At 44.0% G+C, this 12,321-nt stretch carries 16 protein-coding genes; 9 read left to right on the top strand and 7 right to left on the bottom strand.

The annotated features are described in order from the left end of the window. Positions 1–121: 121 nt before the first annotated feature. On the top strand, positions 122–520 hold the full coding sequence (locus tag G3W54_RS00635) for a gamma-glutamylcyclotransferase family protein (protein ID WP_162651230.1): 399 nt from the start codon (positions 122–124) through the stop codon (positions 518–520). A gap of 181 nt (positions 521–701) precedes the next feature. Next, positions 702–1,538, top strand: a complete 837-nt coding sequence (locus tag G3W54_RS00630) for a DUF6544 family protein (protein ID WP_162651229.1) — start codon at positions 702–704, stop codon at positions 1,536–1,538. Between the two features lie 54 nt (positions 1,539–1,592). Here G3W54_RS00630 and G3W54_RS00625 read toward each other — a convergent pair whose 3' ends face one another. Continuing rightward, on the bottom strand, positions 1,593–2,180 hold the full coding sequence (locus tag G3W54_RS00625; RefSeq protein ID WP_162651228.1) for a TetR/AcrR family transcriptional regulator: 588 nt from the start codon (positions 2,178–2,180) through the stop codon (positions 1,593–1,595). A gap of 69 nt (positions 2,181–2,249) precedes the next feature. On the opposite strand from G3W54_RS00625, the gene G3W54_RS00620 reads away from it, so the two are divergent. After that, positions 2,250–2,675, top strand: a complete 426-nt coding sequence (locus G3W54_RS00620) for a VOC family protein (protein WP_162651227.1) — start codon at positions 2,250–2,252, stop codon at positions 2,673–2,675. 84 nt (positions 2,676–2,759) lie between these two features. On the opposite strand, the gene G3W54_RS00615 is transcribed toward G3W54_RS00620, so the two are convergent. Next, positions 2,760–3,173: a DUF302 domain-containing protein gene (locus tag G3W54_RS00615; RefSeq protein WP_210253512.1), complete on the bottom strand. Its 414-nt coding sequence runs from the start codon at positions 3,171–3,173 to the stop codon at positions 2,760–2,762. 282 nt (positions 3,174–3,455) lie between these two features. On the opposite strand from G3W54_RS00615, the gene G3W54_RS00610 reads away from it, so the two are divergent. Then, positions 3,456–4,229, top strand: coding sequence for a hypothetical protein (locus tag G3W54_RS00610; RefSeq protein WP_162651225.1), 774 nt, complete (start codon positions 3,456–3,458; stop codon positions 4,227–4,229). A 25-nt stretch (positions 4,230–4,254) separates the two neighbouring features. Here the strand turns inward: G3W54_RS00610 and G3W54_RS00605 are convergent, their stop codons facing one another. Together G3W54_RS00605 and G3W54_RS00600 are read right to left on the bottom strand one after the other, a co-directional pair. Beyond that, entirely contained in the window at positions 4,255–4,908 is a 654-nt protein-coding gene (locus G3W54_RS00605; RefSeq protein WP_162651224.1) for an HAD family phosphatase, read from the bottom strand. A 15-nt stretch (positions 4,909–4,923) separates the two neighbouring features. Beyond that, positions 4,924–5,568: a LysE family translocator gene (locus tag G3W54_RS00600; protein WP_162651223.1), complete on the bottom strand. Its 645-nt coding sequence runs from the start codon at positions 5,566–5,568 to the stop codon at positions 4,924–4,926. Between the two features lie 217 nt (positions 5,569–5,785). On the opposite strand from G3W54_RS00600, the gene G3W54_RS00595 reads away from it, so the two are divergent. Next, positions 5,786–7,078 (top strand): cyclopropane-fatty-acyl-phospholipid synthase family protein, encoded by a 1,293-nt coding sequence (locus G3W54_RS00595; protein ID WP_162651222.1) that lies wholly within the window; start codon positions 5,786–5,788, stop codon positions 7,076–7,078. A 36-nt stretch (positions 7,079–7,114) separates the two neighbouring features. On the opposite strand, the gene blaOXA is transcribed toward G3W54_RS00595, so the two are convergent. Continuing rightward, positions 7,115–7,936 (bottom strand): class D beta-lactamase, encoded by an 822-nt coding sequence (blaOXA, locus tag G3W54_RS00590; protein WP_162651221.1) that lies wholly within the window; start codon positions 7,934–7,936, stop codon positions 7,115–7,117. Next, the gene (locus G3W54_RS00585; protein WP_162651220.1) at positions 7,920–8,399 is read right to left on the bottom strand and encodes a thermonuclease family protein; all 480 of its coding nucleotides are present in this window, start codon (positions 8,397–8,399) and stop codon (positions 7,920–7,922) included. Before G3W54_RS00585 ends, blaOXA begins: the two co-directional genes overlap by 17 nt. Before the next feature lie 118 nt (positions 8,400–8,517). Between G3W54_RS00585 and G3W54_RS00580 the strand changes: the two genes are divergently transcribed. Beyond that, positions 8,518–8,991, top strand: a complete 474-nt coding sequence (locus G3W54_RS00580; RefSeq protein ID WP_162651219.1) for a YbaK/EbsC family protein — start codon at positions 8,518–8,520, stop codon at positions 8,989–8,991. Positions 8,992–9,001: 10 nt separating this feature from the next. After that, positions 9,002–9,634 (top strand): LysE family translocator, encoded by a 633-nt coding sequence (locus G3W54_RS00575; protein WP_162651218.1) that lies wholly within the window; start codon positions 9,002–9,004, stop codon positions 9,632–9,634. Positions 9,635–9,659: 25 nt separating this feature from the next. Here the strand turns inward: G3W54_RS00575 and G3W54_RS00570 are convergent, their stop codons facing one another. Next, positions 9,660–10,421 carry a TSUP family transporter gene (locus G3W54_RS00570; protein WP_162651217.1) on the bottom strand — a complete coding sequence of 254 codons (762 nt, stop codon included), beginning with the start codon at positions 10,419–10,421 and terminating at the stop codon, positions 9,660–9,662. A 309-nt stretch (positions 10,422–10,730) separates the two neighbouring features. Here G3W54_RS00570 and G3W54_RS00565 point away from each other — a divergent pair, with 309 nt between their 5' ends. Continuing rightward, on the top strand, positions 10,731–11,639 hold the full coding sequence (locus tag G3W54_RS00565; protein WP_162651216.1) for a PhzF family phenazine biosynthesis protein: 909 nt from the start codon (positions 10,731–10,733) through the stop codon (positions 11,637–11,639). Positions 11,640–11,721: 82 nt separating this feature from the next. Beyond that, positions 11,722–12,105 carry a GFA family protein gene (locus G3W54_RS00560; RefSeq protein ID WP_162651215.1) on the top strand — a complete coding sequence of 128 codons (384 nt, stop codon included), beginning with the start codon at positions 11,722–11,724 and terminating at the stop codon, positions 12,103–12,105. Positions 12,106–12,321 lie beyond the last annotated feature (216 nt).

Here is a 12,321-nt window from a genome sequence, read left to right as displayed (position 1 = left end):
TATTTCAAATGGATTTTTTGAGGTGAAGCAAAGTCGGTACGGTAATATGTTTTATTTGAGAAAATATAAAGACCATGCGATAGGCTAGGGCTGTAGTTTTTAAATGATATGGATTTTCCCAATGGATTCTAACACCACTCACCATTCCCAAATCAGTTCAGAAGTCTCGTTGGAAACAACATTGGCATCTTACGGCACGCTCGCGCCGGGGGAGGTGAATTCTAATCAGATGGACGGAATGGTAGGTACGTGGAGTGCTGGCACGGTGCGCGGATATTTGACCCATGCAAGCAAGGGAGCCCATATCGGCCTGCCAGCCCTCATTCTGGACCCGAATGGCGATGATATTCCCGTACAAATATTCAAATCCAAAGACTTGCCAGCCTACTGGTGGCGACTGGATGAGTTTGAAGGCGAAGGCTACAGGCGTGTACCTGTTACCGTTCAAACCGATGAGGGTGAAATTATGGCCTATCTCTATAACGTAAAACCCTCATTTGTAGCTTCGATGGATAAGTGAATTTCATTTTTTCATGCAAGGAGTTAAGCTCTGAAAGGGTGGCTTCTACGATGATAAAAATGGTTGAAACTTTTATCTTTCATAGCTTCATGGTAGATCGCAAACTGAGTGTTTTTACATGAGTGGATCTTATTGCAAAAGTGCACAGCCAATATGTGCTATTTGTCTTATGTAGGTGGCGATGATGTGGTTAGGTTATGGGTTGGCAATCCTTGTTGCCATTTTCCTCGTTTTATCTACATGGCGGCAGATGGATCATCGCGCCGATCAAGCTGCATGGAACATGCTTTCAGGCACGTCCGAGGATGAGTTTCAGGTATTTGATCATGAAATGATCCGCGATTTGCCAGAGCCAGCCCAACGGTATTTTACGTACACAATTGCGAAGGGCACTGTTTTACATAGAGTTGTGCAGATTGAAATGAATGGAGAAATGGGATTGGGCACCATCGATGCTCCCAATTACAAACCCATGAAAGCCACTCAAATACTTGCGCCTCCTTACGGGCTTGTATGGAAACTGAAATCCGGTGCAATTAGCGGCTCAGATGGCGCAACGCCTGAAACGTCATGGACCAGGTTTTGGTTGTTTAATTTCATTCCGGTCGTACGTGCAGGAAGTGCAGATCAACGTCGATCGGCCTTCGGGCGCGTTGTGGCTGAGGCTTCATTTTGGGCACCCGCCAGCTTGCTCCCAAATAAGTTTGTGAAATGGGAAGCCTTGTCAAATGACAGTGCTCGGGCAATCGTAGCATATGGTGAGTTCACCCAAGCCGTTGATATAGAAGTTGATGAGGAGGGCGCGCCCAAACGTGTGATAATTCAACGCTGGAGCAACGAAAACCCTGAGAAAGAGTTTCGTGAACAGCCATTTGGCGGTGAATTATCGCAGTTCCAAAATTTTGCAGGTTATCGCCTCCCAACGCGCGTTACCGGAGGAAACCATATCGGCACAGATGCCTATTTCCCGTTCTTTAAAGCAAATGTGACAAGCATTTCATTTCCGCTTTCCAGGTGATGAATACAGAATATTGCCTATGATATCGCTGAGCTGGAATGATGGTTAGAAGCCTTAATCCAGCAGGTTTCGCATAACTTTTTCCATCATTGCGCGGTATGAGGCGCTATCTTCGCCAATTTGGATCGCAAGAGCAGCACGATCAAACATCGACGACAAAAGATCAGCAACTGATGCGGGGTCTATATCGAGATCATGTGTTTCTTTAAGATATTCGAGGCCCTGTCGCAGGCTTTCACCGCCTGTTTCTTTATCTATTTCGCGAATTTCAGCAATGCTCAGTGCCGCTGGTCCATCAATGAGCAATAGTCTTGCGCGACCATCTTTTTGCATGGCATCAAAATAGGCATTTGCACCTATAATCATAGCATCTATCGGCTTCATATCTCGTGATGTTACTGCATCAATCTCTTCTGATACAGCCTTTGCCTCTGTTGTATATACAGCGCGAAACAGAGATAATTTGTCCTCAAAATGGTGATATAGCGCCCCACGCGTGACTTCAGCAGTTTTTACAATCTCCGGTGTGCTGGTCTCAGCATAGCCTTTCTCAACAAAAAGCGCTCGCGCGGCTTTCATTAATCTGGCCCGAGTTTCCTCTGTGCGCTGTTTATTCGATTTTCGTAAATTTCTCTCTTGCATACATACTGCCTGTTTGTTATTGAGCTTATACATACAGACTGTATGTTATTTTGAAAGGAAAGAAAACCCATGAAATGCACTCAATATTATCCCGTTATTATGACCGACAAAGTTGCCGAGACATCTGAGTTCTATCGTAAACATTTCGAATTTGTGCCAACTTTTGAAAGTGACTGGTACATCCACTTGCAATCCAGCAAGGATAAAGCAGTCAATCTAGCTATTTTGCAATATGATCATGCGACTGTGCCAGAGCCGGCAAGACATAAGGTTTCTGGCTTGCTACTCAATTTCGAAGTTGAAGATGTCGATGCTGTTTATGACAGAGTATCGAAAGAGGGGGTCACAATTCTGCTGCCAATCAAGGATGAAGATTTCGGTCAACGCCACTTCATTACACATGATCCAAACGGCATCTTGATCGATGTAATTAAGCCAATTCCGCCAAGCGAGGAGTTTTTAAAGCAATATAGCGCTGATGCTGCACCAGTGTGATGTATCTTGCTAAAAATATTATACAGCAACACAAGCGGCTTCATACCGCTTGTGTTTTAGTTTGTTTATCAGATTTGGGTAGTATTATTCAGCGGTTGCTGCGCCAGTCAGTTTATCAACCGCGCCACCCATCATTTGCAATGCTTTGAAATCAGCGGGAATGCCGTGATCATCTGCAATGCGGCTTGGGTTGTGATAGGCAACGTTTGTTTTGCCGTCTGTATCTTGGAAGACAACAACGCGAATTGGCAGATCAAGGCCGGCGGCAGGGTTTTGCTGCATGATTGGTGTACCCAGTTTAGGGTTTCCAAAAACAAGCATCTGGTTTGGAGCAAGTTCAGCATCAATGCTCATCGCGCCTTTTGCATGGTCAACTCGCGCAAACACAGTCGCACCCGCTTTTTCAACAGCAGCCACAAGTCTGTCCATCGTATCGTTAACAGAGTGTGGGCTAATTTTGGTAACAAGATCAGACGCTTGCGCAGTAAAAGAAGTCATAGTGATCGCCAATGCTAATAAAAGTTTTTTCATTTGGGAGGTCCTTTATTGAGAAAATGACGGGAGGTGAATCAATATTTCACACCACATCATTTGCTAAACGCACATTGTGGCACTGCCAAGAAATTAGGAAGTAAACAAAATTGTTATACTGTCACAATATTGTGAGGAGAGGGCGATCTGATGCGGGGCACGCATTTAAACGTTCTGTGAATCAAAGCACGTTTTGGTTGATTTTGATGCGCGTTAAGTTTGTAATGTGGACATGGAGTAATACTTTATATGAAAAAAGGGCCTTTTAAAAAATACTGGTTAGTTCAGCGTCGCCTCAGGACTCTTGATGCATATCTGAGCGGAAACTTTGGTGGTCGGTTTTATCAGGATGATTTTTTGAACGGGGTCGCGTCTCAAATTGCCGTCATTAATAAGAAAACTAATCGTAATGGGTCGATATGTCTCATGCTGACCAGCCTATTAGCATTTCTTGGGCTTGTCCAAGGCTCTATCGAAATTGCAGGATTGAAAATACAGCTTAGCTCTGACCTCATGCCCGTTATAACCTTTTTGGTAGCCTCTTCCTTCATGAGTTTTGTTTTGGCCTTGATAGATCAATTTTTGATTGGGCAATATCTCTCAAAAATTGGTTCATTCGCCGGAATTTATTCATTTGATATTGTTTTGTTAGATAAAATTGCCAACAATCTGTGGTCCGAAGTTTTGACACCAGATTTTTTTGGTGAAAAATCAGGTGTTGGTCAAAAAGTGATACTATACTTTTTTGTTTTTCTGGTTTTTTTAATGTTATTTGGCCTCTTGGCATATCCAGTTATAATAGCTGGAAATGTAATATTATCTCAATTGTTTGAGGAAGAGACTAAGCTGGTAGCGAAATTTCTTTTTAGTTTCGCAACCCTGATATTTTCGACAGTATTACTAATTATCTTCACATTTTGCATTCGTTTTAAGTATTACCCTGCTGACTTCAACGAGGTTGACAATACACCAACGGAAGAGTTTTTGAGTAAGATTGAAAAACAACTATCCGAAGAAAAATGATGTCCTGTTTGCTGAGTTTATACACTCAAACCAACCCAATCGCCCGTGCGCCAGCCATCAAATCCGTCGCAATAATATGCCCGTGGGCACGCAACTTGTCTGATGGTTGTTGCAGGTCTGGTACTTGTACGACTTGTGCGCCAGAGGCCAGTGCGGCTGTCGTGCCTGTTTCGCTATCTTCAAAGGCAAAACATTTGGAAATGTTGCGCCCAATGGCATTTGCGGCTGTTAGGTATGGTTCGGGATGTGGTTTGGGGTTGCTGACTTGGTCGCGGCCAATAATAGTCTCAAAACGATCTATGATACCAGCTTGTGTAAGATGTTTTTCCGCGGTGGCTGTTCGCGATGATGTGGCAACCGCGATGGACAAGTTTTTGGCAGACAAAATCTCAAGCAGTTCAAACACCCCTTTTTTCACAGGGATTTCCTGCTCAAGTCGTGCATGGATTTTCTCATCCCAAACTGCAACAAATTGCTCTACAGTCACGCCATTGCTTAAGCTTTCGCCAATGATAAGATCAGATGTGTCCCCGGCAATGCCAATTGAGTTGAGGTAGGGCGTTGGATTATGCATCAACCCCAGTGCAGCTTGCGCATTTGTAAAACATTCCAGATAAACGCGCTCAGTGTCCAGCAGCAACCCGTCCATATCAAAAATGACACCAACTTCTCTACTCATTAGCCAATCCTTTTGTCATCTAAACGCCTCCCATGCGCTATAAAGCATAAACAGTCCGGCTCCTATAAAGAAGGCCGCTGTTGTGAGGGTAAATGGTTTGCGAACGCGAGCGTAAAGCGCAATCATCGGGCGGCTTGAAAAGAATAAAACATAACCTGACATCACCATAGCTGCAATTGCAAAACAAGGTAGAATAAATATGACTAAATCCGTGCCATTTTCCTCTGCCATTGTGGTGCCGTAAAGCACAATTGTGAGCCAGACTGTGGCAGCTTTCGGATTTGTTAAATGGATTAGTAATCCGCGAATATATTGTTTGATAGGAGATTTAACAGGAGCATTGTCATTGGCAGGTGAAGATGAATTATTTCCTTTTAAATTAATAACTTGTTTAGCAGAGTTAAACCCCATGTAGAACATATATGAGCCGCCAGCCAGCAGTAAAATATCAAAAATTATGGGTGATTTCTGCATAATCGCGCTCAAGCCCAGAGACGTTGATAAACCCCATGTGATGGATCCTGTCCACACGCCCAATGCAAGCGCCATACCATTAAAGCGCCCTTGCTCCAATGCTGTATGCATCATGGCAAAATTTGCAGGTCCCGGACTTGCCACAGCAACCGCAAAAGTGAGGTAAAAAAGGAGAATCTGTTCCATAGAGTTACTGATTTAAACCATGGTTCAATCGGAGTCACGCAGATTCAGAATATGCGGCAATTTTGACCGTGTATTTTCTTGAATCCATCGCGTTAGTTTAAACATAGTTCCTCACAAATAATTTCGCTTCAAACTTTGAATGCTTTTGGAATAGATTGCATATTTGACTATATTTCCTCTATGAATAAATTAATCTGTAAATTGAGGGTTCTACAATATGTCAAACAATAGATCAGATTTTAAAACCGAACGTTTTATAAGAACTATTTTAGAACACCTTGACCTGCCTGTACCGATCAGACTCTGGAATGGTCACGTTGTGGGAGGGCAGTCCGACTTTGATGTCACCAAGTGCATACATGTGTATGTTGCTTCGCCGCAAGTTGTCCGCGCTATCGCACGTCGACCATCGATAAATAGTCTCATAGAATTGTGGAGTTCTGCGCAGATTGATATAAAGAATGGTACTATTTTTGACATTATAAAAATCGAAAAACGCACTCACCTGAGGGCGAAAATAAAAACCCTTCCCAAGTGGGCTCTGGCCAAAGATCTGCCATCTCTATTTTTGGGTGCAAGCACAATCAAAGATGTCGATAAACTGTCGGGTGACGACCCTTTCGTAAGCGGCTCTAGCCAAAGTGCTATAGAACACCATTATGATGTATCAAATGCATTCTACCAGCTCTTCTTGGATGATGCGATGGTCTATACGTGCGCTTATTTTAAAGATTGGAACAACACAATTGAACAAGCGCAGTTTGATAAGTTGGACCATGTTTGCAAAAAGCTACGCCTGCAACCCGGCGACCGCCTGCTTGATATCGGTTGTGGATGGGGCGCTATGCTTATTCACGCGGTAAAATATTATGGCGTAACAGGGCATGGCGTGTCTTTATCAACGGCACAGACTGAACTCGCTCGACAGCGGATTGAGAGCGAGGGGTTGAGTGATAAAATCACCATCGAAATCAAATCATATACTGATCTTGATATGCGTTTTGATAAGATATCTTCCATTGGTATGTTTGAGGCCGTGGGCATTGCGAACTACGATACGTATTTCTCTACGGTACATCGTTTGCTAGAGCCTGGCGGTATCTACTTACACCATGCAATTACCCGTCGAAACAAGAAGGGTAAGCGGTTTGGTAAGAAGAGTGCCGAGCATAAAGCGCTGGTTAAATATATTTTCCCGGGAGGGGAATTGGATCACATCGGCATGTCGCTTTCCAATTTGGAAGCCCATGGGTTTGAGGTTCATGATGTAGAGAACCTTCGCGAGCATTATGGAAAAACATGCCGTCTTTGGGCGGAGCGACTATGGGCGCGTTTTGATGAAGCGGTGGTTGAAGTTGGCGAAGCGCGTGCTCGACTTTGGTATTTATACATGGCTCTGTGCGCAATCGCTTTTGAGCGCGGAACTGTGCAAATCAATCAAACAGTTGCTACCCGCAGGCAGCGTGGCGTGAGCACAATTCCGCAAACGCGCGATGATTTGTATATTTAGTTGCAGCCAAACGGCTTCTGTTTGCCTTGTTGCAATCTAGTATTTGCCTAGTTTGGCTAGCATTTCTCGCGCAATTATCTCTCGTAAGGAAACATCTTTTCGCGAGTTGATGTCGATATTTAGAGCAAATGACACAAGCTTATTCGGATTGTCCTTATTTTCTACCCAGCCTACAAACCATCCAATGTTGGGATCTGGAGCAATGGTCCAGCCTGTTTTGCCATAGAAAGTTTGGTTGCCACTGCTTTCTATTTTCGCAATGTTGCGGACAATCTGTTGGGTTTTCATGGAAAGTGGGAGTTTAGAACCGGCAAGTTTTGCGATGAATTGAGCTTGTTCTACGGCGCTTATTTTCAGCGGCCCTTTTAGCCAGAACATCGTTACATTATCACCAACTGTATGATTGCCATAACCAAGTTTCTTTAACCATATATTATAGTCTTGAATGCCAATCCTACGTGCAAGTTCTTGATATACAGGTACATTTGATACTTTAAAAGCCTGTTTGATCGGCATGTCTTTTTCCCATGCCTTGATAGGTTGAGGTTTGCCCCCAAAGGGTATGATCTCATTTTCATCAGCGATGATGTTCGTCTCAAGCGCAATCAAACTGTTGGCAATTTTAAAGGTTGAAGCGGGTATCATCTGTATGTTGGCGCGTTTAGAGTTCACCAATGTAAGTTGATCTTGTGTTGGATCATAAAGCGCAAACGTCCCCGAAACATTGTGTTTTTTGAAGACAGTTATGAGATCAGCACGATCGATGATGTCTGCCGCCTTGGTGGGGATCAAAGCCAGTAGAATGGTCATTGTCACGCAAAGTAGCGAGAATGCAAAGTTATTAGCCTTTTTTCGCATAATATCCCTTGGTAAAACGCGTATATTCACGTGCTGCACCAGACTTAATCATCTCATGATTCAGTTCGCTGCCATCGCGAAAGAAGCAACGACCGAGTGTACGCCCAAATTTGTCTATGCCGACCACGTTGACTTCAATTTCCTGATCTTGCGCAAGGCGACGAAGGGTCTGGGTAGCTTCATTATAGCCAGCCTCGTGTTTTTCTGGTGCTTGAATGCCCCACAAGCGTATTTGCTCCTCGTGACCAACGACATAAAGGCTGTCACCATCAATTATGGAGCGAACTTGTCCTGTAAAATAACCTGAATATTGTTCATATTCAGTTGTGCCACGTGCCTGGCCATTATTTGCACTCCCGGCAGCGGTTCGCGTTTTCACATTTTGCAGGAACGCACCCAAAAACGACATCACAAGCCGCTGCAGCAATGGCAGTATCAGTAGGCTTATGAGAAGTCTTAGCATCTTGATTTACCCCAAGAGGAAAATTTCTGGTGAATAGGTATAAGGTATGTGTTCACCTTTCAAACTTCAAGTTATGTTTACTGTCAAGACTTCAAATAACAACAGGTAAGGGTGAGCAATGTCAAAAAGTGCGAAGCGGGTAAAGGCGGCGCTTGATGCGGCTGGATTGAACATCGAATTTGTCGAAATGCCAGATAGCACCCGCACAGCAGAAGAAGCCGCTATCGCCTGTAAGGTCGAAGTTGGTCAGATCGTCAAATCGTTGATTTTTGAGGGGCAGAGATCTGGCGCATTGAAACTGCTGCTTGTAAGTGGAGATCATCAGGTTGATCTGGCGCTGGCAGAGAAGGCGGTTGGTGAAGGGTTGATGCGCGCTGATGTAAAACGCATTCGTAAGGAGACAGGTTTTGCAATAGGTGGCGTTTCACCCATCGGACATTTTTCGCCTTTACCGACTTATATTGATGAGCATTTGCTTGATTTTGACAAAGTTTGGGCTGCTGCTGGTGGCAACAATATCGTGTTTGAGATTGACCCAAAGATACTGTTGGATATAACAGATGCACACACGTTTAAAGCGATTTTGAAATAGGAGTAGTTAGATGATTTGGTCCACAATAATTCCCTTCGCAACATTGGCAATGTTGTTGATTATGTCACCAGGACCAAACGGTGTTTTGATCGCCAAAACTGTTCCAACATCGGGACGAAACGCTGGTTTTGCAAATATCGCGGGTTTTTTCGCGAGTTTTTATGTACATGGTGCTTTTTCAATATTAGGGGTTTCTGTTATTTTGATGCAGTCGGCAACCGCCTTCATGATTGTTAAATATGCTGGCGCCGCCTATCTATTGTGGCTTGGGATAAAAGCTCTAAAAACAGCCTTCAGAAGCGAAGGGGTCGCGGAAGCTGTAACGCCGGCAAAACGAAAAAGAACATTGTTAAAGTCCTTTCTGGAGGGTTTTTTATCTAATTTTCTTAACCCCAAAGTCGCATTATTTTATCTTGCTGCATTTCCTCAGTTTATAACTATTGGGCAAGATAGTGCGGGGCTGTTTTTCCTACTGGTCACCATTCATGCAGTTCTAAATGCGATATGGTTTACTGGCATGGTGCTACTATTTTCATATTTCTCTCGTGGAGCGCCAAGTAAGGTATTTAAGCGCTGGCTCAATGGAGTCACAGGATTTGTGTTTATCGCCTTTGGACTGAAGCTCGCAACATTTAAAGCCTAGATTTACTGCTCCTGAGGGGCAAACTTTAAAAGACTTGCTTGGCAAGATTGAGTGCACAAATTCCCATCAAAATCATAAGGCATATTGGCTTATAATATTTGGCGAGGGACGGATTGAAAAACAGGCTGCCGATCAAAATACCAGCGGACAGTAGCGGGGTCATAACCAGAACGCGCTTTATGGAATCAAGTGTGAAGATATCGTAGATATAGAAGTAAATTCCGGTTCCTACCTCCGAGATTAGCAGGAACATGACAAGAGATGCCCGCATTTGCGCTGCGGGTTTTTCGCGTGCCAGAACATATAGCGCAACTACCATTCCGCCAACAGCTGCAATACCAGATGCTAGCCCCGCCGCTATGCCACTAATATACAGCCCTGATTTTGTTGCCAAAAAGTGTGCTTTTACCTTTATGAATATCAGACTTGCGAGGCTTAAAATTAAAACAAGAGCAACAATTTTTGATAGTTGAACATCGATTTGGGTAAGAATTAACAGTCCGATTGGCATGCCGATAAGGGTTCCTATCACCAAGCCCCAAACAATGCTCATATCGGCTTCTTTCATGCCGCCACGAAGCATAAATAGGCTTGCTACTACCTCGAGCCAAAAACAAATTGGCAAAAGTTCGATAGGTGAGATCACACTCGACAGGCTTGCCATCACAGCCGCAGAAAGAGCAAATCCTGAAAACCCTCGCAGAAGACCAGCAAGAAGCGATGCCCCTAGCATGAAGATGACTATGTCTGGCGATATGTTTGCGAATTCAGCGATGTCTTGTAGCAATAATGGATCTTTCCGTCGATAAAAATAGCAAAGCAGATTCACCGCTTATTAGATAGTCGAAAGCCAAATATTGCGTCAACCAGTGCAATAATTATGTGGAGCCAGTTGAGTATATAATCGTTATCGGATGTTGGGAAGTGGAAGGTTAAGAGAGGTGTGACATAAACGAGATCCAGTTATTGGATCAATATCATCACACATAAATATATATATAGATAATGTTATATATTCATCAATTCGCGCGCATAACAGTAGTATATTTCTGGTACTTGCCGTATTAAGAACTGTCAGAAACTGGGGAGTGGGCGGATGAAACTGGAATATATGGTGGTTGATGTTTTTACATCGACCCGATTTGGCGGTAATCCGCTTGCTGTTGTGTTTGATGCAGATGACCTAACCACAGAGCAAATGCAAACCGTTGCGCGGGAATTTAATTTTTCGGAAACGAGCTTTGTATTAACGCCCAAAGATGCCAACAATACAGCGCATGTTCGGATATTTACAGCATCGATTGAAATGCCCTTTGCAGGTCACCCGAACGTTGGTACGGCTTATGCTTTGGCAACGCGCAACGAACATCATGTTGAAGAAATGCTGTTTGAAGAAAAGGCGGGGCTAGTTAGCGTAAGAATTGCTTATGATGGAGACGCACTATCGCACACGTCTATCGTCGCGCCCCTACCGCTGTCAGTGCTACAATCCTTGACGTGTGAAGAAATAGCGGCTGTACTGTCACTACACGAAGCAGATATCATAACGTTGACACATCCACCTCAAATTGCGAGCGTTGGGGCAGAGTTTATTATTGTAGAGGTTGAAAATCGGGATTGCCTTAAAAAAATTCGTTTTGATTTTTCCGCAGCCGAACGTTTAAATGTCCCTCCTAGTTGTGATGCTATTTATGTATATACGCGTGATACCGATACGGTGATTGCTGATACAGATGTAGAAAGGGATTGGACGGCTCGTATGTTCGCTTTTGAGGAAATTCCCTATGAAGATCCGGCAACAGGAAGTGCAAGCGGTGCGGCGGTCGCGCTCGTAGCTTCACTTGGTGTCGCACCCAAAAATGGTGATGTATATTGTCTGTCGCAAGGTGTCGATATGGGGCGTCCAAGCGAGCTATATGTGAGAATGTTAGGTGAAGGCGTGAATGCGCGTGCTGAGATTTCTGGCAAAACCGTAACGGTGATGCAGGGTGAAATCGAGATCTAACATTGGGAAGCGCAGCCAATAGCGATATTGCTGAAACTATCAAAGGCGGGTGCCAATGCGGTGCTGTGTGATATAAGGTCGAGTGTCTTGGCTGCGCATCGATCTGTCATTGCCGTATATGTCAAAAGGCTTTCAGCAACTTTTTACCCCGCTTGTTTCATCTAAAGGGCTAGAATGGACAAGGGGAGCGTGCGCAGTATTCCACAGCACATATCGCAATTGGAGCGGATTTTGCAAAGATTGCGGCACACCGCTAACTTATGAGTTTGAAGGTGGCATGAAGGTTTCGATCGGATCGCTAAATAATCCAGACCTTGCACCGCCCGCAGTGCAGATAGATGTGGACGGTAAACGCCATTTTATTGGTCATTTTTTGATCAACCCGAGGTCTCCCATTCAGAACGATAATAATGAAGAATGGAACGCCTGGGTGGTATCCAACCAATATCCCAATTTCGATACCTGAGAATATTCTATTCAGATTTTATGCAATGCGGATCGAACTGTAGATCTGCGCGTTCCCGTTCTGACATCTGGTCGATATCTGGATGAGATAAGGGGTCCTTACACCAATCAATCATATAACGTTGCGGCCATTGTGCATTGGGTTTTCGAGTATTCCAAAGTCTCAAAATGGGGAGGTAAAAATATTTCATTTGTTTAGTTTTATAATTTTTTCTCC

This window comes from Lentilitoribacter sp. Alg239-R112 (genome assembly GCF_900537175.1).
Lineage (GTDB): Bacteria > Pseudomonadota > Alphaproteobacteria > Rhizobiales > Rhizobiaceae > Lentilitoribacter.
This window is presented reverse-complemented; position numbering and strand designations above follow the sequence as displayed.

Coding starts and splice junctions, on each gene's coding strand:
- G3W54_RS00625 (WP_162651228.1), bottom strand. CDS start 2,180: ATGCAAGAGAGAAATTTACGAAAATCGAATAAACAGCGCACAGAGGAA.
- G3W54_RS00585 (WP_162651220.1), bottom strand. CDS start 8,399: ATGCTAAGACTTCTCATAAGCCTACTGATACTGCCATTGCTGCAGCGG.
- G3W54_RS00605 (WP_162651224.1), bottom strand. CDS start 4,908: ATGAGTAGAGAAGTTGGTGTCATTTTTGATATGGACGGGTTGCTGCTG.
- G3W54_RS00600 (WP_162651223.1), bottom strand. CDS start 5,568: ATGGAACAGATTCTCCTTTTTTACCTCACTTTTGCGGTTGCTGTGGCA.
- G3W54_RS00580 (WP_162651219.1), top strand. CDS start 8,518: ATGTCAAAAAGTGCGAAGCGGGTAAAGGCGGCGCTTGATGCGGCTGGA.
- G3W54_RS00565 (WP_162651216.1), top strand. CDS start 10,731: ATGAAACTGGAATATATGGTGGTTGATGTTTTTACATCGACCCGATTT.
- G3W54_RS00615 (WP_210253512.1), bottom strand. CDS start 3,173: ATGACTTCTTTTACTGCGCAAGCGTCTGATCTTGTTACCAAAATTAGC.
- G3W54_RS00630 (WP_162651229.1), top strand. CDS start 702: ATGATGTGGTTAGGTTATGGGTTGGCAATCCTTGTTGCCATTTTCCTC.
- G3W54_RS00595 (WP_162651222.1), top strand. CDS start 5,786: ATGTCAAACAATAGATCAGATTTTAAAACCGAACGTTTTATAAGAACT.
- blaOXA (WP_162651221.1), bottom strand. CDS start 7,936: ATGCGAAAAAAGGCTAATAACTTTGCATTCTCGCTACTTTGCGTGACA.
- G3W54_RS00610 (WP_162651225.1), top strand. CDS start 3,456: ATGAAAAAAGGGCCTTTTAAAAAATACTGGTTAGTTCAGCGTCGCCTC.
- G3W54_RS00620 (WP_162651227.1), top strand. CDS start 2,250: ATGAAATGCACTCAATATTATCCCGTTATTATGACCGACAAAGTTGCC.
- G3W54_RS00575 (WP_162651218.1), top strand. CDS start 9,002: ATGATTTGGTCCACAATAATTCCCTTCGCAACATTGGCAATGTTGTTG.
- G3W54_RS00635 (WP_162651230.1), top strand. CDS start 122: ATGGATTCTAACACCACTCACCATTCCCAAATCAGTTCAGAAGTCTCG.